This window comes from Lysinibacillus sp. FSL M8-0216 (genome assembly GCF_038595555.1).
Lineage (GTDB): Bacteria > Bacillota > Bacilli > Bacillales_A > Planococcaceae > Lysinibacillus > Lysinibacillus fusiformis.
In genome coordinates this window covers 4,031,667-4,054,145 of sequence record NZ_CP152007.1, presented here as the reverse complement: position 1 = coordinate 4,054,145, position 22,479 = coordinate 4,031,667, and the positions used below count along the sequence as shown (strand labels likewise).

Below are 22,479 nucleotides of genomic sequence, written 5' to 3'. Positions count from 1 at the left end.
TTTTTGTATAATAGGAAGATAGAAAGGAAGTTAGTCACATGAAAAAATTAATAGTAGTACTCCTTTGTATTTTTTTATTAGCAGGCTGTACAGAAGCAGTTAAGACAGAGCAAGTGCCTGTAACGGCTGGCCATGAGATGCGAGTTCATTTTATTGATGTGGGACAAGGAGATTCCATATTAATTGAATCGCCGAATGGGAAAACAATGCTTATAGACGGTGGTGTGAAAGGGGCAGGACAGCAGGTAGTTTCTTATTTAAACGAACTTGGTGTGAACAAACTTGATCGGGTAGTGGCAACACATCCCGATGCTGACCATATAGGTGGGCTCATTCCAGTGTTACAGGCAATCCCTATTGAGCAATTTTATGATTCGGGCAAAGTACATACCTCTCAAACTTTTGAAGAAATGCTGATGGCGATTGATGAAAAAAATATACCTTATTATGTGCCGAAAACAGGGGACCTTATTGAATTTGATAAGGATGTAACGGTGAAGGTTTTAAATGCAAATGAACATGCAACGGATAATAATGATGCTTCGATTGTTTTAAAAGTAGTTTATGGCAACGTATCCTTTTTATTAACGGGGGATGCGGGCATAGCATTAGAAAAAGAAATGATGCAAAATGATGTGACAGCTACTATTCTGAAGGCAGGACATCATGGTTCTAATACAAGTAGCTCAAAAGAATTCATTCGTGCAGTGAAGCCAGAAGTCACTATATTAAGCTATGGTGAAGATAATAAATATGGACATCCTCATGCAGAAGTAGTGGATCGATTGCAAGCAATGGGCAGTAACATCTATGCTACTGCTGAATCAGGAACGATTATGGTGGCAACAGATGGGGTAAACTACACGGTGAATGGAAAGGAAGCTTCCAGAGCGGTAGCTCCAAAAACTCCATCCACTGTTTTACCTACCACAGCTGTTGAGATCGTCAGCAAAGATTTAGTAACAGAAATTGTAGGCATTAAAAATAATGGTCAACAAGCTGTTTCGTTAAACAATTGGCAGCTTATTTCTCTGGAAGGAAATCAAGTTTTTAATTTTCCTAATCTATCATTACAGCCTGGTAAAATCGTGTATGTTACTAGTGGGGCTAATGCTCGTGAAGGGGATAATTATTTAAAATGGACTACTAAACAGATATGGCTAAACGATGGAGATGCTGCGCAATTACGGAATGAGAAAGGGGAACTTGTTAGTGAGCTCGACTAAATATACTTTAGATCGTATGGAAGACGGTTATGCTGTTTTTTTAAAGTATCCTGAGGAAGAAGAACAAATTATTATTTTACAGTCAGCTATGAATAAGCCTGTCGTTGTTGGGGATCGTGTACAGATAGAAGAAATAGATGGCATTTACCATATTGATATTTTAAGGGAAGAAACAGAACAAAAAAAAGCCGATATCCAGAATTTAATGGACCGTTTACGTCATAAACATCAATAAATAATAGATGACAAGCTGTGAGGAAGTTATCCACAGCTTGTTTTTATTTTGAATCAGAAAAGTCCTGTAGACGGATGGAATTTAAGGGGAATTGGACATAATTTGTTATCCTAAATATTTTGAAAATATGCTAAAATAATAGTATTAATCAAAAGCTAGGAGCGGACGGATAAAATGTCGATAAACACTATTATTTTTGATCTAGATGATACATTACTATGGGATAAAAAATCAGTAAAAACTGCTTTTGAAAAAACATGTGACTATGCTGCTACGATACATAATGTGAATTCTACTGAGCTAGAGGACGCAGTTCGTCAAGAGGCTCGTGCGTTATACGAAGGCTATGAAACATACGACTATACCGTATTAATTGGCATTAATCCTTTCGAAGGACTATGGGGAACTTTTGATGACCCGACTGAATCTTTCCAAACAATGAAGGGACTTGTTCCGGGCTATCGTGCGGCAGCATGGACAAAAGGTTTAGCTGCTCTTGGTATAGAGGATGAAAAATTCGGAGCAGAACTAGGAGAACGCTTTGTAGCTGAGCGTAAGGCCTCCCCATTTTTATATGAAGATACATTTCCTGTGTTAGACGAATTGAAAGGGAAGTACAAGCTTGTTTTACTTACTAATGGCGCACCTAGTTTGCAAAATTTAAAGCTGAAAATTACGCCAGAAATAGCTCCGTACTTTGATCATATTATTATCTCAGGAGACTTTGGAAAAGGTAAGCCTGACGCTTCTATTTTTGAGCATGTAATGGAAAGTGTAGGCATTACAGCAGATGAGGCAATTATGGTTGGCGATAATCTCAATACTGATATTTTAGGCTCCTCTCGTGTAGGGATGCGAAACGTATGGATTAATCGCGAAAATAATAGGGCCAATGGAGCTGTGACACCTACGTATGAGATAGTCTCTTTGACAGACTTATTACAACTAGTGGAAAAACTTTAAAGAAATGTACTGCTCCTTCATGGATGCAGTACATTTTTTTGTTTGGAATACTTTATATTTTATGCTAAGCATATGAATGGAAAAGCTATCACCAATATTATGATGCTCACTAGCTTACCCTTTAAAGTGTATTTAAAAAAGCAGAGAGTAAAAACTCCCTGCTTTTCGTTTTGCTTATTATAAATTAATAGCTTTTACTTCATCAATATTTTCAAGCTGTGCCACAAATGCTAAATCTTCATCTGTTACAACATTATCTATCGTTAACATCATAACCGCTGTCCCACCAACTTGGGCACGACCTACTTGCATAGTGGCGATATTGATTTCCTTTTCTGCAAGTTTAGTGGCTACACGACCAATTGCACCTGGTTTGTCAGTGTTTTTAATATATAGAAGATGACCTTGTGGAATAACGTCTACAACATAGTCCTCTACTTTGACGATACGAGCACCTAAGCCATTTAATAATGTACCAGCTACGGTATGTGTTTCATTTGCAGTAATAATTTCAATCGTAATTAAACTTGTAAAGCCTTTAGCCGTTGTCGTTTTATGTTCGATAATTTTAATGCCAATACGCTCAGACAGGTAGCGAGCATTGACATCATTCACATGATTACCGTGATTTTTAGCTAATAAACCTTTTAATGCATTTGATGTTAATGGGCGGACATCATAGTTTGCTACATCTCCAGCATAAGATAAGTTGATTTCTTTTACAGGCTCTGTTGTTACTTGTGATAAGAATGAACCAAGTTTTTCCGCTAATTCAAAGAAAGGCTCAACTTGTGCCAGAAGCTCTTTCGGAATAGATGGCATATTCACTGGATTTGTTACAGTACCTGTTTTATAAAATTTAATAATGTCATTTGATACATCAACAGCTACAGACTCTTGTGCTTCAATCGTAGATGCACCTAAATGAGGTGTTGCAATTACTTGAGGCAAAGTAAGCAGCTTATGGTCTGTCGCTGGTTCAGATACGAATACATCCAGTGCAGCACCTGCTACTTTACCAGCTACAATAGCATCATACAAATCGTCCTCATTAATAATACCGCCACGTGCACAGTTAATGATACGTACGCCATCTTTCATCATCGCAAACTTTTCTTTATTAATAAGATTACGTGTTTCAGGAAGAAGTGGTGTGTGTACAGTAATGAAATCGGCTGCTTGACAAATTTCTTCCACTGTCGCCTTTGTGACACCTAATTCTTTTGCACGCTCATCAGTTAGGAAAGGATCATATGCCATAACATTCATACGTTGACCTTTTGCACGATAAGCTACTTCAACACCGATTCGGCCAAAGCCTACAACACCTAAAGTTTTGTTTTTTAGCTCTACTCCAACATAAGATTTACGGTCCCATTTCCCATTTTTTAATGTATTAAAAGCTTGTGGAATGTGACGTGCAAGTGATGTCATCATGGCGACTGTATGCTCAGCAGCTGAGTTTGTGTTACCATCTGGAGCATTAACAACGATAATACCATGCTCAGTGGCAGCAGCAAGGTCAATATTATCGACACCTACACCAGCACGACCAATTAACTTTAAGCTTTTTGCCGCTTCAATTACTTCACGTGTCACAGTAGTTTGTGAACGAACAAGTAACACGTCTACATCTGCAATTTTAGCGATTAATTCTTCTGGTGCTAGGCCAGTGTCTACGATAATGTTTAAATCTAAATCTTGTTCCTGGCGTAATGGAAAAATCCCATCCTCACTTAGTGGGTCAGCGATAAATACGTTAATTGTTTTTGTGGCAGTAATCATTATAATTAGCTCCTTTTTAATAAATGTTAATTGTGGTTTATCTACGATAGTCTGGAATTTGTAAAATTCTAACATCTTACAGCATGCAAACAATCTCCTTTCCGAATCGAAAGCAATATAAAAAGCCTTTCACGCCTTACAAACACAGTTATTGTGTTGTAAGGGGCGAAAGGCTGTATAAACTTGGTTCGCGGTACCACCCTTAATCACTGCTAGAAAAACCTATTCTTGCAGTCTTAGCAATATGCGTAACGTGCATGAGACGGATAAGCTTACTTAGATGGTTCAGCTTAACTATTCAGGAGTGGAACTATTATCGTAGAAATCACTGATTTGCACCAACCATCAGCTCTCTTTGGATTTTCTTTCGACTAGTGTGTCTCCGTCGTTATATTTTTTATGATTAAATTTGTTAACATCATAATCCCTATTGTTCACCTTTGTCAACGATATTTCTAAAAAACTAAAAAAACATTGACTTCAAAAGTCTGAAAAATATCAATACACGAATATTTTATGTATTATCGTTTAATAATGTTCGTCTTTTAGGGGTGTACAATGAAAGCATTAACGATATTTAAAAAGATTGATTGTATCAAGGTTCCATGAAGTTTATAGCGAAAATATTATATGGCAATTAAATGGTATTAATTAATTGTTCTATGTTAGAACTAGTTTGCTTCATGAAAGAAAACGAACATTTTATCTTGTCACATTTTAGACAAAACTTTGATTTTTAGAAGGTAAATAGACTATGAAAGAAGAATTTAAATTAAGGATGATTGATTTGGGGGTGTAGTAATGAAATACGATGTTGCAATAGTTGGTGCCGGACTGGCAGGCTTAGTGGCAGCCTGCGAGTTAGTCGATGCAAAGAAAAAAATACTTCTAGTAGATCAAGAGCCTGAAAATTCATTAGGGGGACAGGCATTTTGGTCTTTTGGTGGCATATTTTTAGTAAATTCTCCTGAACAAAGAAGACTCGGCATTAAGGATAGTAAGGAGTTGGCATGGCAGGACTGGTTAGGGACAGCAGGCTTTGATCGTTTAGAAGATGAGGATTCCTGGGCATATAAATGGGCGAGGGCCTATGTCGATTTTGCTGCGGGTGAAAAATATGATTGGTTGAAGTCAAAGGGGATTAAATTTTTTCCTATTGTTGGCTGGGCAGAACGGGGTGGTTCTCTTGCTGGTGGACATGGAAATTCAGTGCCGAGGTTTCATATTGTATGGGGAACAGGTCCAGGCATTGTTAAGCCATTTGTGGATAAAGTCAAAAAGGCCATAAAAGAAGGCTATATTGAATTTAAACCACGACATCGTGTGGATGAATTTATTCAGCAAGACGGAAGGATTATGGGGATAAGTGGAACAATACTAGCAGAAACCTTTATTAGTCGAGGGGAAAAAAGCTCAAGATTAGGAGTCGGAGAATTTTCTTATGAGGCTGCAGCCGTTATTGTGGCAAGTGGGGGTATCGGGGCGAATTTCGATTTAGTGAGAAAAAATTGGCCTGAACGATTAGGGACCCCTCCTAAAAATATGGTATGTGGTGTCCCTGCATATGTAGATGGAAGAATGCTGGAAATTACAGAGCATGCAGGAGGCCGTATTGTGAATCGTGATCGTATGTGGCATTACACAGAAGGATTAAAAAATTGGGATCCGATTTGGCCTAATCATGGAATACGAATTTTGCCAGGCCCCTCCTCCTTATGGTTTGATGCAGAAGGTAACCGATTTCATGCGCCTAATTTCCCTGGATTCGATACACTCAGTACACTAGAAACGATTCAAAAAACAGGCTATGACTATTCTTGGTTTATTTTAACGGAAAAAATTATTGAAAAAGAATTTGCTCTATCTGGCTCGGAACAAAATCCTGATTTAACAAACAAAAGCATTGGTGATGTTTTAAAAAGAATCATGCCCGGACCACCTGCTCCAATCCAAGCCTTTAAAAACCATGGTGAGGATTTTGTGATTGCAAATGATTTAAGAGAACTAGTAGATGGAATGAATAAACTAGCAGGCAATGATTTACTCGATTTCATGAAAATTAAAGAGCAAATTTTAGCAAGGGATCGAGAAATGGATAATAAGTTTACAAAAGATTTACAGGTGAACGCCATTCACGGTGCTAGAAATTATATTGGGGATAAGCTAGTACGTGTTGCTAAGCCACATAAAATTTTAGACACTAAAAATTGGCCTTTAATTGCGGTACGATTAAATATTTTAACAAGAAAAACCTTAGGTGGCTTACAAACAAACTTAAATGGGGCAGTGTTAGGGATGGATGGTCAGCCTATTTCAGGACTATTTGCTGCTGGGGAAGTAAGCGGCTTCGGAGGCGGTGGTGTTCATGGCTACCGCGCTTTAGAAGGAACGTTTGTTGGTGGCTGTATATTTAGTGGTAGGCAGGTAGGACGTTTTTTAGCAGAAGTTTAATGCCAGTACAAAAGAGCATCGTCATAAACGATGCTCTTTTTGTCGCCAAGTAATGGAGTGACGTCTATCATGAATTTGTGTTTTGGACATCTGCGATTTTAGCGATTTGCTCTTCGATTTGATTTACCGTCCAGCCATGCTCCTCAACGAAGAAGTTACGTTTGGCACGACGGCATTCATCAGAACAGCTACGCATATAAAAGTCTTCATGCTTTTCTTCACATAGCATTAATTTATGGCATTCGGGATTTGCGCAGTTCGTATAACGTTCGGAAGGCTCACCTGTGAAATAGTCTTTTCCGATAACGACATGCTCCACTTGATTAATTGGCACACTGCGACGACGATCAAAAACAAACATTTGCCCATCCCAGAGTTGACCTTTTACCTCGGAATCTTTTGCGTATGTGGCAATACCACCATGTAATTGACCAACACTTTTTCCGTAGCCCTCACGTTTTAACCAACCAGAGAATTTTTCACAACGAATTCCACCAGTACAGTAAGTTAAAATCTTTTTATCCACAAATTCTTCTTTATGTGTTTCCATCCATGCTGGTAGGTCACGGAAATTTTCAATATCCGGTCGAATAGCGCCTCTAAAATGACCAAGGTCGAATTCATAGTCATTCCGTGCATCGATAATGATCGTATTCTCTTCTTGCATTTGTTCCATAAATTCCTTAGGGGATAAATATTCCCCTGTTATGTCTAATGGATTAATATCATTTTCTAAACCTAAGTGAACAATCTCGAGGCGAGGGCGAACGTGCATTTTTTTGAAAGCATGCCCATCAGCTTCGTCAATTTTCCACATAATATCGCTAAATCGAGGATCTATCTTCATATGATTCATGTAAGCGTCTGTTTGTTCAATAGTTCCCGAAACAGTTCCGTTAATTCCTTCATTACCAACTAAAATGCGGCCAAGAAGTCCGAGTTCTTGACATAATGCTAAATGCTCTTCAGCAAATGCTATAGGGTCTTCAATCGTAACATATTTATAATAAAGTAATATACGATAGTCTTTTTGCGTCAAAATGTGTAACCACCTTTATAACAATATTCGTCCTTTAATATAGCATAACAAAAGCGAATTTGTTTAGCGGAGAAGGAGTTTTCTAAAAAAACACGAATAGTACATAGCGAATGACTATTCATATTTGGGGGTAATGGAGATGGAATTTTCAACGATTACATTAGAAATGTTAGATCGCCGTGCAACGTTAACTTTAAACCGTCCTCAGGCGATGAATGCGATGGATGACGTTATGATGCGAGAACTAGCTGAATGCTTTGAGGCTTTGCAACAGGAAAAAGATATACAAGTACTTGTTATTCGTGGAGAAGGGAAGGTCTTTTCTGCTGGAGGCGATATTAAGGCGATGCTTGATTCAAATAAGCCTCTAAATATTGACGAAGCGATGGTATATCTTACACGCATCGTTAAGGCCTATTATCAGCTACCAATGATAGTCATTGCGGCAGTTCATGGTGCATCGGCAGGTCTAGGCTTTAGTTTAACACTAGGGGCAGACATTGTTGTGGCATGTGAAAAGAGTAAGCTAGCTATGAATTTCATAGGCATAGGACTCATTCCAGATGGAGGTGGTCACTTCTTTATGAAGGAACGTGTCGGTACGGTGAAAGCGAAACAAATGATTTGGGAAGGGAAGGTCCTTACAGCACAAGAAGCATTAGATGCAGGATTAATCGACTATATAGCCCCTGATGGTACTGTCTTTGCAATGGCAGATCAGCTTGTTGGTAAAATGCTTGCCTCACCTATTTCTTCTATGATTACGACAAAAAATATTTTACACGCTCAAAATTTAGCACAGCTCGAAAATATCCTTGCAATGGAAGCGGAAGGTCAATCAACCATGCGTAAATCGACAGATCATTTAGAAGGAATTCATGCCTTTGTAGAGAAAAGAACACCTGTCTTTGTAGGGAAATAAAAATAAGAAAAGGCATGTAGATATCCTACGTGCCTTTTCTCAATTATTAAACATGGAATAAAATTAATTTACCTGAAGCGTTTACAAGACGATGAGTTTTGTTGGCAACACCTTTTTCTTCAATTTGTTGTTGGCCATTTAACTTAGCAGCCTCATCATTTTCAAATGTCCATGTTTCATCAAACAATGTTTCCCCTGTTTTTTCGAAAGCTGTGAAACGGTAATTCTCCATACAAACCCCACCCTTTATTTAAATATATATCTATTATACATAGAAGATTTATAAACTTCACGGTAAAACTAGTAAACTATTTGATAAATTACGAAAATTGTGGAAAAAGTAAGTCGACCTTTTTTTTTAAGCATTACCATTTTTCATAAATAGGGAAGTATGATAAAATAGAACAAATATTCGGTTTTGTAATCATATGACTGCTTTGGTTGATAGTTTGTAGTAACTAACTGAGGTGGGAATTATCTATAGTTGGGGTGATTGGATGTCAGCAATTCGTTTTTTCCATATGGCAGATTTACATTTAGATAGTCCATTTAAGGGCTTATTTGGCTTACCTGAACACATTTTGAAGGAGATTCGATCAAGTACGTTTGATGCTTTTGATAAAATTATTCAAAAGGCCATTCAGGAGCAGCCCGACTTTTTATTAATTGTCGGAGATATTTACGATGGTGAAAATCGCAGTTTACAAGCCCAAAGGAAATTTCAAGAGGCAATGGAGAAACTTTTTCAACACAATATTCCTGTAATTATTAGCTATGGGAACCATGATCATTTAAAAGGAACTTGGACACGTTTTTCTTTACCAAGTAATGTGTATGAATTACCGGCTGAGACGAGTGTTGTCCAGTTGAAAATCCGCGGTCAGCAAGTCTGTATATACGGCTTCAGCTATAGTGAACGCCACTTAAAGGAGTCGGTTATTGATACTTATCCAATCGCTCAAGATTCTCATGCAATTCATATTGGCATGCTGCATGGCAGTGAGGCAAGCGATACTTCACACGCTTTATATGCTCCATTTACAAAACAGCAACTACTTGAACGGAACTATCATTATTGGGCGTTGGGGCATATTCATAAACGACAGCTCTTACATGAAAACCCTCCTATCGTTTATCCAGGCAATATTCAAAGCCGTCATCGTAAAGAACAAGGAATAAAAGGTTGCTATGATGTAACTTTATCTCAAACAGCATGTGAACTTGATTTTATTCCTACCTCCACCATTGTTTATAACACAATAGAGGTGGATTGTACGAATATCGTCCATGCTAATGAATTACTTAAAAGATGCGAGGAAGCAATTGCTGTCAATAGAACTTCATTGGGAGCGACGGTAGTGGAGCTTTATTTAAAAAATATTGATGAGCAAACAGAGGCCTTGTTTGAGCATGCGACGGTGGACGCATGGCTGGAGACTATTCGCGAGGCAGAAGAAGGGATTGAGCCAATGTGCTGGGTACAAAAAATGGTGTTACAAAAACCTTCAATTCACGGTGAATATTCTGCTGCTACGCAATCAGTCGTAAGTTTAATGGAGCAATGGGATAGTACTGACTGGAAGGATATACTAAAAGACTTGTACCAGTATGCTGGTGGTGCTAGACTGATCGAGCCTTTATCTGAAAAGGATATAAAGAATTTAACGCACAACGCACAGTCACTATTGGCGGAAGAAATTCAAAGGGCGTGATGCACATGCTAACAATCAAAAAACTACAAATTTATGGCTTTGGTAAGCATCAAAACCTGACAATTCCCTTAAATGAAGGCGTTACAATTTTTTATGGTTTAAATGAGGCAGGAAAAACAACGATTCAGCAATTTGTTTTACAGATGCTCTTTGGCTTTCCAACAAGGCAGCAGACTCAGCGCAAATATGAACCAAAAACATCGACTAAGTTTGGTGGTCAACTGACACTATTACACCCTATTTATGGTTCCTGCATTATTGAGCGTGTGAAAGGCAAGGCTTCAGGTGATGTTACTGTTTATCTTGAAGATGGTACAACGGGACAGGAGGAGTTGTTAGCTAAGCTTTTATATGGCTATTCTAGAGCATCCTTTGAATCTATTTTTTCATTTTCTTTGCATGAGCTTCAAGGCATTGAAAAAATGTCAGAGGAGGAATTAACACATCTTCTCCTCTCCTCTGGCACAACAGGTATCCAGCACCTGTCTGCTCTTGAGAAAAAAATGGATAAAGAGGCGAACGAGTTATTTAAGAAAACAGGTAAAGTTCCAGTAATTAATCAAAAAATTGAGCAGTTAAAGCAATTGGAGCGAACGATTAGACTCGAGCAAGGTAAGATCCAAACATTTGAGGATAAATTACAACAATTGCAACTTCTTGAGCAAAACCTAGAGAAACTTTATGCCACTCAAAAAAAGCAACAACAGCAATGGCAATACTTAACGGTTCAAAAGCAGGCCCTTCCTCTTATCAAGCAACAACAGATGTTGCAGCAAGCATTAGGGGATGATCAATATGTTCAATTTCCAGCAGAAGGTGTAAGACGATATGAACAAGCAAAGGACCGTCTTTTACACGAAAGTCAGCAGTTGCTGCAATTAAAAGAACAATATCAATTGCTACAGGAAAAAGTGCTAGCTACTGTGAATGAGCAAACCGTAAATGAAATGGGCCGCCTTATGCAAAAGGAGGCAACATGGCATCAGTTGATCGTGAAGGAGAAAAACTTACGAGATGATCTCTTTATGCTGGAGCAAGAAATTGATACGCAGTTTCGTTTATTAGGTGTGCAAGAAAAAGAGGCACAGAACATTCTTCTTGGAGAAACAGTATCCTTACAGCAGGAACAGCAATTTCAACAGCAATTACAAAAGCTAGAAGAGGCGGAGGATGAGCTAAAGTTTCATTTACGTTCGCTAGAGCAAATCCATCAAGAATTAGATGCCATAACGCAACAAAAGCAAAGGTTAAACCAGGAGTCATTAACAAAGGAAGAAGAACATATTTTAGCACAGTGGCCTCAACAAAAGCGGAGGCTTGAGCAATTGCGTGCTGCCAAATCGCAACGGACTAAACAAAGGCAGCCTAATTATTTTTCTTGGATGATTTTATTAATTGGTGTATTGTCATTTGTTTATGGGGTTATTCAAAAAAATGTGGCGGTGGCCATTATTGGTGTAGTTTTAACAATCATAACAATATTGTTGATGAAGTTTGTTAGACAAACCACAGAGGCGCCCAATAAAGAAAATGGTCACCTCTTACGACAATTAGAGCAAGATGAAATGACTGTACAAACTATACTCCTAAAAAAACAAAGATTGGAAGATCGCTGGTTACATGTCAATGACCAGCAAAGCGAGAAGGAGCAGCAGTATGCCCAATTGGAATATAAAATTCAGCAAGCAGAGTTAGAGAGTGAGGAAACTACGCAGTCATTGCAGCAATTTTTAAAACGCTATCGCTTACAAGGTACGATCGCTAGAACGTTAATGCCAGAGTTATTTATGCGCATACGAAATGTGCAAGAACTGGCGGTTAAAAGGGACGGTTCCATTAGCCTTTTGCAAGAAATTCAGGATGAAAAGAATGGCCTTTATGAACAGCTTCAACAAGTACTAAATGAAATTTATAATGAACATGAAATATATATGTATTTGCGCACAGCCTACCTGGAAGCGCAGCAACAGCAACAACAAGTGCAGCAAGCACAAGCGCAGCTAGCTGACATCAAGATTAAACTACAAAGTGGACAAACACGAATAGATCGTTATACCGCTGATATGACACAGCTATTGAACGAAGCACAGGTGCAAAACGAACGAGATTATTATGAGAGATATGAGCAATCTGAGCAGCAGAGAAAAATTACGACAGAGCTTCAAACGGTTCTGGCTCAACTAGCCTCGTTGAATTTATCTGAACACGATGAGTTAATAGAGGACTCTGTTATGGAGAATATGCGTGTTTTAGAGCAGGAGCAAACGTCTTTGCAAGTGGATATAGACCGATGTCTTGAACATCGTGCTGCCTTGCAAATTGAAAAGGAACAGTTATTAAATGACGAAAAATATGGCCAAATGCTTCAACAGTTTGAACAAGAAAAATCGGAGTTACAGCAATTGATTGAGCATTGGGCAACGAAAAAAGCTGTGGCGACTGCTATTCATGAAACATTATTTCGTCTTCGAGAAAAAAAATTACCACATGTTTTATCGAAGGTTAATGCGATATTCCAATTACTTACTGGAGGGCGCTACGATCAACTTACGATTCATGAAGAGGGCTACTTTATTGCGAAAGATGTGGCAGGAATTCGTTATCAAATGGTTGAATTATCACAGGCGACTAAGGAGCAAGCCTACATGGCATTACGTATGGCACTTGCCCAAACGTTGATGACCTCTGCGCCATTCCCGATTATTATGGATGATCCGTTTGTCCATTTTGATCGAAACCGTACAGACAAAATGGTACAATTAATGAAAGAAGTAGGATATGAGCGTCAAATTTTATATTTTACTTGCCATGACGAAATGCTCAAACATTGGCCGAAAGAGCAAATTATTGATGTAGGAGCACTAGCAAATGAAAGGGGAGTGGCGTCAACATGAAAGGAATTACAACGCTCCAGGTTGGAGAAGCAGTTGATCAATATTTATTAATTAAACAAGCGACAAAAGGAGTTACTACTGTTGGGAAGCCATTTATGTCGCTAATATTACAAGATAAAAGTGGAGATATTGAGGCAAAGCTTTGGGATACAAATGAGGATCATGAAAAGATGTATCATGCTGAAGCCATTGTACGTGTCGGCGGAGAAATTCACGACTACAGAGGGAAAAATCAATTGCGCATCAAAGCCATTCGTGTGGCAAAGCCAGAAGAAGGAATTGCCATTCATGATTTAGTACCCTCCTCTGCAACACCAAAGGAACAACTATTTGAAGAGTTGAATCAATTTTTCTTTGATATTAAAAATCCAAATATTTCACGTATGACGAGAGCAGCCATTAAAAAACATCAGGACGCCATATTAGTTTTTCCAGCGGCAACTAAAAATCATCATGATTATGCTTCTGGCTTATTAGATCATATGGTGTCCATGTTAAAACTAGGTAAAGCCATTGCTGATTTATATCCGACTCTTAATCGAGACCTGTTATATGCAGGTATTATTTTGCACGATATTGGAAAAGTTGTGGAGCTGTCTGGACCTATTGCCACGACATATACAGTGGAGGGCAACCTGTTAGGACATATTACGATTATGGTGAATGAAATTGCTAAGATTGCTAGTGAGCTAGAAATCGAAGGTGAAGAAGTGATGCTTTTACAGCATATGGTATTATCTCACCATGGCAAGGAAGAGTGGGGTAGTCCAAAAAAGCCGATGGTTCAAGAAGCAGAAATTTTACATTATATTGATAACATCGATGCTAAGATGAATATGTTGACTAGAGCATTAGGTAAAACGGCACCTGGTGAATTTACAGAGCGACTATTCCCTCTGGATAACCGATCGTTTTATAAGCCAACATTTTAATCATTCAACACATTATTTGTGAAATTTTCGTTTCTAAATAACTGTGTGGGCGAGCTTTTATATAAGTCTAATTATATATCTGCGGAATTTCAGTACCTATCCATTGTACCAATACTGTATTTATTTTAGAATATAGGAAGAATTTATAGGAATGGGGAAAAACAATGGATAAAGAGGGACTTGTTTCACGTAAAATAAAGTTTTGGAAAAGTTTGATTTTCAAAATGATACTAGCTATTGGAATCAGTTTATTTATTAGCTCACATATTTCTGAGTTCGTTAGCCAACAAATCGAAAAGGTAGTGGAGTTAAATGGTAGCGCAGGTGTTGCCATCAATACATTTATTTCGCTATTTATTGGGACAGTAATTATTTCTTTATGTACAAGATATATCGTCTTAAAGCGTGTAAAGCGTGTGTTAAAAGCAATGACGCAAGCTGCGGATGGCGATTTGACAATACGTATAGATGATAAATTGAAAGATGAAATTGGTCAATTATCGACTGAATTTAATCATATGTTAGAGCAAATCGGCTCAGTTATTGAAAAGGCGAATAAAGCATCTACGGATGTCTCTGCTTATACAAATGAATTTACTACGATTACAGAGCAAAGTAGTAATACAGTTGAAACCATCTCTGTTGCAATTCGAGAAATTGCCGCTAGCGCGGAAGGTCAATTGCAGCAAATGGACTTATTATCTGATTCTGCTAACTTAATTTCCAAAGATATGGATTATGCTTCATCCGCAGTTCAGGCAGTTGCGGATATAGCGAATGAAACGAACCAAAAGGCCGATTTAGGATTACAGTTAATTGAACAAACGATTGGAAAAATGAATACTATTAATGAATCTGTTCACCAATCAACAGAGGTTGTCAATGCATTAGGGGAAAAATCGAAGGAAATTAGTACAATTGTGGCACTCATTACAAGCATTACGGATCAAACAAATTTACTTGCATTGAATGCTTCCATTGAGGCAGCACGTGCAGGAGAAGCAGGAAAAGGATTTGCGGTTGTCGCCGATGAAGTGAGAAAACTAGCTGAGGAATCTGGGAAGGCTGCTGACAATATTAGAACATTAGTAGATGATATCTTAAGCCAAACATCAAGCGCAGTTTATGCTATTAATAGTGGTACACAATTTGTAGAGGAAGGGCGAGAGGCTGTTGAACAAACAGGCGGTGCCTTTAAAAATATTGTAGAATATCTACAACAAATTAGCCATCGTACAAAGGAAGTTACGGATATAGTATTGCGTGTAAATGAGAAGGCGAGCCAAACCGATTATGCAACGAAAGAAATTGTAGGTATTGCAAATAGCACCACTTCAGGTATACAGCATATCGCGCTCTCTATTGAGCAGCAAACGGCTTCTAACGAGGAAATTGCAAGTGCAGCAAATATCCTCCAGACGATGTCAAATGACTTACAAGCCGAAATAAGCCAATTTAAAGTAAAATAGCAAAAGAGAAAGGGAGCATCTGTATTATAAGATGCTCCCTTTCTTTGAGAATGTTGCTCCTTTAATGAAAAAGGTCAATCATCCTAATTATTTAGATTCTTTATCTGTATTTTCTGCTTTGTCGCTAGATTCTTCCTTAGCAGCATTTTCTTCTGCTTTTTTAGCTGCTTCTTCAGCGGCCTTAGCTTGCTCTTCACTTGTTGTAGTAAAGAATTCTAGGGAATCTTTTAAATCCTTATCAGAAGTTTTAACATTTGCATCTTTTGCCATTTTCGCAACGATATCTTTTAGAATAGTTTGCGCTTCACCTGTTTGGTTCAGTTTACTTAACATCGATGTACGAATTTTTTCTTCTTCATCTTTAAAAGCACCAACATCTTTCACGTCACGCTTGTCCGTAATTTCGATTACGTGATAACCGAAGCTAGACTTTACTGGCTCACTTAAAGTGTTTAATTCAAGGGCATAAGCAGCATCGTTAAACTCATCAACCATTGAACCAACAGAGAACCAACCAAGCTCCCCACCATTTTGTGCAGAAGCTGTATCTGTAGAGTACTCTTTTGCTACATCAGCAAATTTAGCGCCACCTTTAATTTTCTCAATGGCTTCTTTTGCTGTTTTTTCATCTGCTACTAAAATATGACGACCATTTAATTCTGTTTTCATTTGCTCATAGTATTTTTTCACATCTTCTTCTTTAATAGCTTGATCTTTTAAAGCTTTTTCTTGAAGAAGTTGCACGCGTAAAGAATCTTTAAAGCCTTGTTCTGTTAAGCCACTTTCAGCAAGTGCTTGTGCAAAACCATCACCAAATTGTGAAGCTGTAGTATCATAAGCTTCTTTAAGTTCTTTATCTGTTACTTCATATTTGTCAGACAATACTTTTTCAGTCACCAATTGTTGTAATACATATGAGCCTGTTAAAGATTTGGCTTTTTCATTAAAGTCAGCAACTGAAATGTCGCCAACTTTAGAAGTAACGATTGCTTTGCTATCTCCGCCGCTACACGCACCGAGCGCTAAAACAGAAGCAGCTAAAGTTAAAGATAAAACTGTTTTTTTCATAGTGGATATTCTCTCCTAACATGGTTTCGTCCATTTTTTACTATAACATAAACGTTTTAAAAACAAAATGGTTCCCCCTTGAGTATTGCCTATATTTCAATTTTTGAAGCGCATAGGATATAGAAAAGAAAGGGGGTGAAGTTATGGGCAACGGAGGATACGGTGGCGGTGGCTACGGCTCAGGCTTTGCTTTATTAGTTGTGTTATTTATTTTATTAATTATCGTTGGTGCAGCGTTCCTATACTAATTAATAAAACAGTGAAAAGCTAAGAGCTCCAATAACTCTTAGCTTTTCTTAACAGTGTTAGACATTCACGCTGCATGCCAGAGATCCAAGCCATTAGTAATGGTTTGAGTAAGTTGTTTTATGGGGACTCAACTTATCTTGTCGCATGCGGATGTGAATGTATTTTACTTTTCAGTTGTTATACCGCGTATAAAATTTCAATATAAAATGAGACAAGTAAAATGGTAATAAGTATATTTATAGTTCGGAATATTTTTGGCTGGTTTTCTTCGGGAATTTCACGTCGCATACATAGAGCATATGTCATACGGTTAATTTGAAATAAATAGAATACCGAGAATAGAACTACAATCATTAATAGCAAGTCTATTCCTCCCCTCTTTCAATAGTAATAGCATAACAAAGAACGCCATTAAAAAACAAGTACAAGCAATTTAGTGAACCGTTGGTGGAACTAAAATTTCATAGCCCTTCGGTGTTTCTTCAACTTGTGAGTTTTTTGGTGAATTCAATAAATATTTCACGTAAAGTATATCAATCAAACATAGACTACAATGATACGCTAACAGCAAAGTACCGTAATGTGTGTATGCTGGTAGTAGCCAAGTACCTATTATAATACTAGTATTAAGAACGATAAATGGCGTAAGAAGTGCTAGTATATAACGGTTTTTGGATAAAGGTTCACGAATACGCATGTGTAATACTGGAATTAGATAAAATTGCGTACGGACACGCAATTTAAGATGCTGGCGTAAATCGTAAAGAGCGAGAAAGTGTAAAAACTTGTGAACCGGATAAAGTGTTAATACAGCTATTACAAAGAGCCAGAATAAACGATCTGTATAATGCTCCTCGTTGAATAAATTAAACGTCACATACGATACTGAAAAAACGGATAAGAAAGTAATAACACCCATTATAATAATACGCGTAGTGCCGTAATGATGTTCAAGATTTAAAATTTTCCAACAATGCATGGTTTATTATCAACTCCGAAAATAGGAAGTGTCCTATTTAATGTAAATTGAATTGTCTTAGAATGCAAGAGAAAGGAGGTACTTCAGAAATATTTCTGAAATACCTCCTTTCACATGATTTATTTCTGAATGAACAGTTAGAACCCACAGGAAAATATCTGTACGATAGCCTTATTTTATCCTTTTACAGTTGGACGTTCTTCAAGCGTGTCAAAGGAATCACGGAAATGCTGAAAGGAGCGTTCAAAAATATCGATGAAATCCTCACCATAAATATTTCGAATGACAGCCATTACGTCTAAAAAGTCTGGGAAACGGCCGTATAAGTCTTTTAAGGCCAATGATCCTTCTAATACAGAATGATAAGTATTATGGTAGTTTTTATTCATCTCTACAATAAGCTCTGTGCCAGCTTCAGTTAGCTCAACATACGTATTACGCTTATCATCATCTCGCTTCGAAAACTTAAGGAAGCCTCGCTCTTCTAATTTTTTGGAGAAGTTAAATGCTGTAGAAACATGCATGACTCCGAACTTTGCTACATCAGAAATAGAGGCTCCTTTTAAATGATAGGAAATCCACAAAATATGGTGTTCATTAATATTTAAATCATATGGTTTAATCCATTGTTGCCAATCTTTTTCAACCGCTTTCCATAGTGCTTTCGATAATTGCGCGATTCTTTGACTGTAGAGCATTGCTTCTTTTTGTGTGTATAATTCCTCTGACAAAACCATCACCTACTGCTTTCTTTCACATTTTTAAAAATATTATAGCAGTAAAGAAAAAAAGTTTAAAGTTAGAAAAATTAAAAAATTGAAAAGTGGTTAAAAAATAATATTATAGCAATAATTTTTGATGAAAAAATAGATTAATTAGCATCTAGAAAGGACTTTAGTCGCTAATTTTTTCCTGCGGTTTTTTCTTGTTTTCTGTGAATTGTGCAATGTTTTTCTCGATTTCGCTTATCGAATTCTGTAAAGCATCTAATTCTTGTTGCAAATTATTTTTATTTGGCTCTATTTCTTCTGTAAAAGTCGTAATTGTTTGTTTTAAATCATTTATTATTTGTGGGATATTATTTTTAACTTCGTTTGTTAATGTATTGACAGAATGTTTCACAGTCCCTACTTGTTGTTTAACATCAAGGAGCATACCTTTTGTTTGGTCTGCATTTTGTTTTAACGTTGTGCGTAACTGCTGGCCTGATTGTGGGGTTGAGAACAGCACAGCAACTGTTCCACCAATAATACCTGTTGCTAGTCCAATTAAAAATGGTTTTGCTTTCATATTATATACCTCATTTCTTGTCATGATTAACTACTATTAAACCATGAATTGCATAAATACAAAAAGAAAAAGAAACTGAGCAAGTGATAGAGCATCACCGTTCAGTTTCTTTCGATTATTTTAAAGTTAGTATTTATGAAATCTGAGAAATGGCAGTCACAAATTTAGAGCGCTTCACTAATTTTGCAACAATAGGATAAATAATAGCAAAAGCAACGACATTAAATGCTACCGCTGGAAGGACAACCCCAATAAAGAGCATCGCAAACGTTGCACCTACATTTGCATTGAAAACAAAAAGTGCCACTGCTAAAAAGACCGTACCTGATAGGATAGTACCCAAACCAACTAAAACTGCAGAGACAGCGAAACTATTTGCTATCTTTTTTAGAACAATTACAGCAGCTAAAAACACAAAGCCTGTTACAGCTTTATCAATAATGTTTGGAACTAGACCGGCAGGAAATGTTGTAAACAAACCTGAAAGTACACCTGTTGCTAGCGAAAGTAAAAACGTTTCTTTCACTGTAGGAAACAATAATATGCCAATAAACATCATTGTTAACATGAAATCGGGTTTCATGCCGTTAATCATTCCTGGTGTAACGACATATAGTGCCGCACCGATCCCAACTAAAAGGGCCATTAATACTAAATTCTTTGTATTCATTTTTTATCTCTCCTCGACTGAGCTAATCTATTAGTTTCCCAACGTGTCCTCTTGACCGTTAGCGAAACTTATTTGTGATTGTACGCTAAAATTTTTATATTTGCAATACAGTATGTGGGTTATTAAAATGTTAATATATTACAAAAAACGTTATAGGTTGGCTTTAATACTTTCTGCCACTTCAGTCAATTGTTCTGGTGAATATTTTTGTGTTTGCCAAACTAAACCTAAGCCTTCTTTTTCGTCATAACGAGGAATAAAATGTAGATGATAGTGGAACACAGTTTGTCCAGCCGCTGCCCCATTATTATTAATCGTATTCAAACCGATTGGCTCAAACGCTGCCTTAATGGCATTCGCAATTTTCGGTGCCGCAGCATATAAGTTGCGTGCAACATCCTCTGGCATTTCGTATAGATCTTGGCAGTGATGCTTTGGAATTAGTAAAGTATGACCTTTTGCAACTGGTGAAATGTCTGTAAATGCATAGACATGATCGTCTTCATACACTTTTGTACTTGGAATGGATCCATCGATAATTTTGCAAAATAGGCAATCGCTCATGAGAATTTCCCCCTTATCGTATATGTAAATTCATTCTATCATACTCAAACCTGTATCATTTGCTAATTTTTGATAAAATATAAAACAAGAAGAGGAGTGAGGTTATGTCAGTATTAGAGGTACAGCATGTGACAGGCGGATATACAAGAAAACCTGTTATTAAAGATTTATCTTTTACTATTGAAAAAGGAGAGCTTGTTGGCTTAATTGGCTTGAATGGGGCCGGTAAAAGTACAACGATTAAACATATAATAGGAACAATGTTGCCAAAAGAAGGGGATATTTACCTTAATGGAGGAACGTTAAAGGAAGATACGGACAAGTATCGTACAGCCTTTTCTTATATCCCTGAAACCCCTGTGCTTTACGATGAACTAACATTGAGGGAACATTTAGAATTAACAGCGATGGCTTACGGTATTGATAAGGCAACTCTAGATGCTCGTTCTGAAGTACTTTTAAAGGAATTTCGAATGGAGAAAAGATTAAACTGGTTCCCATCACATTTTTCAAAGGGAATGCGTCAAAAGGTTATGATTATGTGTGCATTTCTAGTGAATCCTAGTCTTTATATTATTGATGAACCTTTTGTGGGGTTAGATCCACTCGGAATTCAATCATTATTAGATCAAATGGATGAGAAGAAAAAAGAAGGTGCTTCCATATTAATGTCTACGCATATTTTATCGACTGCCGAAAAGCATTGTGATCGAATTATATTATTGCACGAAGGAAGAGTTCGAGCGCAAGGAACGATGGCAGATTTGCGACAAACATTTGCGATGCCCAATGCAACATTGGACGATCTATATATTGCAATGACAAAGGAGCGGGACCATGAAGAACTTGCGTGATGTATGGTCCTCTCGCTTCATGCATTATATAGGAGAAGTACAAAAATATATGCAATTTATTTTTACAGGGCATATTGCCATTGTACTTGTATTTCTAATTGGAGCAGGAGGCTACCAATATAGTGAATGGTTGAAAGTTGTACAGACAGATTTCCCAGCTGAAATACTTATTGCTGTTTTTATAGGCGTTTTATTAGCCTTTAGTCGCCCTACTACGCTTTTGAGAGAGCCAGACCAAGTGTACCTATTGCCCCTAGAGTCAAAAATGTCGCTGTATTTTAGCAAGGCACTGGCTTGGACATTTTGGTCTCAGGTTTGGATTGTAGCGATCGTCTACATTGTTAGTATTCCACTATTAAAAGCAGTGACGGATTTAACAACGGCTGACATTTGGTCGATATTCCTACTTGTGATTGTGCTGAAATATATAAGTGTACGAGGAGAATTCAGCTATCGATATAGTGAACGTGGTCAAATGGTTTGGGTGGACAGGCTGATTCGAGCAATAATATTTGCTGCCGCTGTTTATATGGGGCTGCAAGCTCAGTTGCTCCTATCAATTGTTGCTACAGTCATAAGTGTTATTTATATTATTGTCTTTAGAAAAAAATCTGTAGGAGAACCAGTACCTTACGAACATTTTGTAAAGCTTGAGCAAAATCGAATGATGAGCTTTTATCGTTTCGCAAATTATTTTACAGATGTACCCCATTTACATGGAAGCATCCGACGTCGAGGCTGGATGGACTGGCTCTATAAATTCGTTCCATATGGTAAAAATAACGCTCAAAAGTATTTAGTATTTCGCACTTTTGTCCGTACAGATGATCATTTTTATTTATGGCTCCGTCTTACGGCCATTTCAGCAGTAATTGCAGCATTTGTAGACATTCCAATAGTTACATGGATTGTTGCCGCGGCACTAAGCTTTGCAACGACTATCCAATTAAAACAAGCATTACTTTCAAGTGGGGAATTCCGCATGGACATGCTGTTTCCGTTGCCGGATAATGCTCGTCAACTAGCTGTGAAGCAAATTGTACGTCTAGCTATGATTACACAAGCGATCATCGTAGGATTATGTGCGATTACACAGCCGATGTTTTATATTGTAGTTGTCATTGTTTTAGTAATTAGTGAATTGACTGCGAAAGTATCTAAATAATGAAAAGCTCAT

Annotated in this window: 22 protein-coding genes and 1 other annotated feature; of the genes, 12 read left to right on the top strand and 10 right to left on the bottom strand. The window is 37.5% G+C overall.

Features of this window, described 5'->3' with window-relative positions; translation table 11 throughout:
• Window positions 1-38: 38 nt before the first annotated feature.
• The 3 genes from MKX57_RS20135 to MKX57_RS20125 all read left to right on the top strand — a co-directional run bounded on the left by MKX57_RS20135 (window position 39) and on the right by MKX57_RS20125 (window position 2,424).
• The gene (locus MKX57_RS20135; protein WP_342530749.1) at window positions 39-1,226 is read left to right on the top strand and encodes an MBL fold metallo-hydrolase; all 1,188 of its coding nucleotides are present in this window, start codon (window positions 39-41) and stop codon (window positions 1,224-1,226) included.
• The gene (locus MKX57_RS20130) at window positions 1,213-1,461 is read left to right on the top strand and encodes a DUF3006 domain-containing protein (protein WP_043989579.1); all 249 of its coding nucleotides are present in this window, start codon (window positions 1,213-1,215) and stop codon (window positions 1,459-1,461) included. The genes MKX57_RS20135 and MKX57_RS20130 overlap by 14 nt, the downstream gene beginning before the upstream one ends.
• 174 nt (window positions 1,462-1,635) lie before the next feature.
• Window positions 1,636-2,424 (top strand): HAD-IA family hydrolase, encoded by a 789-nt coding sequence (locus tag MKX57_RS20125; protein WP_008173370.1) that lies wholly within the window; start codon window positions 1,636-1,638, stop codon window positions 2,422-2,424.
• A gap of 177 nt (window positions 2,425-2,601) precedes the next feature.
• Here the strand turns inward: MKX57_RS20125 and serA are convergent, their stop codons facing one another.
• On the bottom strand, window positions 2,602-4,209 hold the full coding sequence (serA, locus tag MKX57_RS20120) for a phosphoglycerate dehydrogenase (RefSeq protein WP_342550562.1): 1,608 nt from the start codon (window positions 4,207-4,209) through the stop codon (window positions 2,602-2,604).
• Window positions 4,210-4,367: 158 nt separating this feature from the next.
• Window positions 4,368-4,607: a binding site (T-box leader), on the bottom strand.
• Window positions 4,608-5,010: 403 nt separating this feature from the next.
• Between serA and MKX57_RS20115 the strand changes: the two genes are divergently transcribed.
• Window positions 5,011-6,660, top strand: a complete 1,650-nt coding sequence (locus tag MKX57_RS20115) for an FAD-binding dehydrogenase (RefSeq protein WP_090003264.1) — start codon at window positions 5,011-5,013, stop codon at window positions 6,658-6,660.
• Between the two features lie 67 nt (window positions 6,661-6,727).
• Here MKX57_RS20115 and MKX57_RS20110 read toward each other — a convergent pair whose 3' ends face one another.
• Window positions 6,728-7,699, bottom strand: a complete 972-nt coding sequence (locus MKX57_RS20110) for a rhodanese-related sulfurtransferase (RefSeq protein ID WP_089987031.1) — start codon at window positions 7,697-7,699, stop codon at window positions 6,728-6,730.
• Window positions 7,700-7,838: 139 nt separating this feature from the next.
• Between MKX57_RS20110 and MKX57_RS20105 the strand changes: the two genes are divergently transcribed.
• Window positions 7,839-8,621, top strand: a complete 783-nt coding sequence (locus MKX57_RS20105) for an enoyl-CoA hydratase (RefSeq protein WP_025117262.1) — start codon at window positions 7,839-7,841, stop codon at window positions 8,619-8,621.
• Between the two features lie 46 nt (window positions 8,622-8,667).
• Here MKX57_RS20105 and MKX57_RS20100 read toward each other — a convergent pair whose 3' ends face one another.
• Window positions 8,668-8,853 (bottom strand): YhzD family protein, encoded by a 186-nt coding sequence (locus MKX57_RS20100; protein WP_008173354.1) that lies wholly within the window; start codon window positions 8,851-8,853, stop codon window positions 8,668-8,670.
• Window positions 8,854-9,118: 265 nt separating this feature from the next.
• Here MKX57_RS20100 and MKX57_RS20095 point away from each other — a divergent pair, with 265 nt between their 5' ends.
• The 4 genes from MKX57_RS20095 (at window position 9,119) to MKX57_RS20080 (ending at window position 15,628) form a co-directional block, all read left to right on the top strand.
• Window positions 9,119-10,333, top strand: a complete 1,215-nt coding sequence (locus MKX57_RS20095; RefSeq protein ID WP_008173351.1) for a DNA repair exonuclease — start codon at window positions 9,119-9,121, stop codon at window positions 10,331-10,333.
• 5 nt (window positions 10,334-10,338) lie between these two features.
• The gene (locus MKX57_RS20090; protein WP_342550561.1) at window positions 10,339-13,227 is read left to right on the top strand and encodes an AAA family ATPase; all 2,889 of its coding nucleotides are present in this window, start codon (window positions 10,339-10,341) and stop codon (window positions 13,225-13,227) included.
• Complete coding sequence (gene yhaM / locus MKX57_RS20085; protein WP_008173348.1) at window positions 13,224-14,159, top strand: 3'-5' exoribonuclease YhaM; 936 nt, start codon at window positions 13,224-13,226, stop codon at window positions 14,157-14,159. The genes MKX57_RS20090 and yhaM overlap by 4 nt, the downstream gene beginning before the upstream one ends.
• 164 nt (window positions 14,160-14,323) lie before the next feature.
• Window positions 14,324-15,628 carry a methyl-accepting chemotaxis protein gene (locus MKX57_RS20080; RefSeq protein ID WP_342550560.1) on the top strand — a complete coding sequence of 435 codons (1,305 nt, stop codon included), beginning with the start codon at window positions 14,324-14,326 and terminating at the stop codon, window positions 15,626-15,628.
• An 87-nt stretch (window positions 15,629-15,715) separates the two neighbouring features.
• Here MKX57_RS20080 and MKX57_RS20075 read toward each other — a convergent pair whose 3' ends face one another.
• Window positions 15,716-16,696 carry a peptidylprolyl isomerase gene (locus MKX57_RS20075; protein ID WP_342550559.1) on the bottom strand — a complete coding sequence of 327 codons (981 nt, stop codon included), beginning with the start codon at window positions 16,694-16,696 and terminating at the stop codon, window positions 15,716-15,718.
• Between the two features lie 143 nt (window positions 16,697-16,839).
• Between MKX57_RS20075 and MKX57_RS20070 the strand changes: the two genes are divergently transcribed.
• Window positions 16,840-16,944: a YjcZ family sporulation protein gene (locus MKX57_RS20070; protein ID WP_004230765.1), complete on the top strand. Its 105-nt coding sequence runs from the start codon at window positions 16,840-16,842 to the stop codon at window positions 16,942-16,944.
• Between the two features lie 178 nt (window positions 16,945-17,122).
• Here MKX57_RS20070 and MKX57_RS20065 read toward each other — a convergent pair whose 3' ends face one another.
• From MKX57_RS20065 to MKX57_RS20040, 6 genes are all read right to left on the bottom strand, one after another.
• Window positions 17,123-17,308 (bottom strand): hypothetical protein, encoded by a 186-nt coding sequence (locus tag MKX57_RS20065; RefSeq protein ID WP_008173337.1) that lies wholly within the window; start codon window positions 17,306-17,308, stop codon window positions 17,123-17,125.
• A gap of 70 nt (window positions 17,309-17,378) precedes the next feature.
• The gene (locus tag MKX57_RS20060) at window positions 17,379-17,924 is read right to left on the bottom strand and encodes a DUF3267 domain-containing protein (RefSeq protein WP_008173333.1); all 546 of its coding nucleotides are present in this window, start codon (window positions 17,922-17,924) and stop codon (window positions 17,379-17,381) included.
• Window positions 17,925-18,100: 176 nt separating this feature from the next.
• The gene (locus MKX57_RS20055) at window positions 18,101-18,661 is read right to left on the bottom strand and encodes an HTH-type transcriptional regulator Hpr (protein WP_008173331.1); all 561 of its coding nucleotides are present in this window, start codon (window positions 18,659-18,661) and stop codon (window positions 18,101-18,103) included.
• 157 nt (window positions 18,662-18,818) lie between these two features.
• On the bottom strand, window positions 18,819-19,214 hold the full coding sequence (locus MKX57_RS20050; protein WP_025117254.1) for a YtxH domain-containing protein: 396 nt from the start codon (window positions 19,212-19,214) through the stop codon (window positions 18,819-18,821).
• A gap of 133 nt (window positions 19,215-19,347) precedes the next feature.
• Window positions 19,348-19,884: a tryptophan transporter gene (locus MKX57_RS20045; RefSeq protein WP_036120328.1), complete on the bottom strand. Its 537-nt coding sequence runs from the start codon at window positions 19,882-19,884 to the stop codon at window positions 19,348-19,350.
• Between the two features lie 150 nt (window positions 19,885-20,034).
• Window positions 20,035-20,448 (bottom strand): HIT family protein, encoded by a 414-nt coding sequence (locus MKX57_RS20040; RefSeq protein WP_089987027.1) that lies wholly within the window; start codon window positions 20,446-20,448, stop codon window positions 20,035-20,037.
• Window positions 20,449-20,552: 104 nt separating this feature from the next.
• On the opposite strand from MKX57_RS20040, the gene MKX57_RS20035 reads away from it, so the two are divergent.
• Both MKX57_RS20035 and MKX57_RS20030 read left to right on the top strand, forming a co-directional pair.
• Window positions 20,553-21,302 carry an ABC transporter ATP-binding protein gene (locus MKX57_RS20035; protein WP_342550558.1) on the top strand — a complete coding sequence of 250 codons (750 nt, stop codon included), beginning with the start codon at window positions 20,553-20,555 and terminating at the stop codon, window positions 21,300-21,302.
• Window positions 21,286-22,467, top strand: coding sequence for an ABC transporter permease (locus tag MKX57_RS20030; protein WP_008173319.1), 1,182 nt, complete (start codon window positions 21,286-21,288; stop codon window positions 22,465-22,467). Before MKX57_RS20035 ends, MKX57_RS20030 begins: the two co-directional genes overlap by 17 nt.
• Window positions 22,468-22,479: the final 12 nt, after the last annotated feature.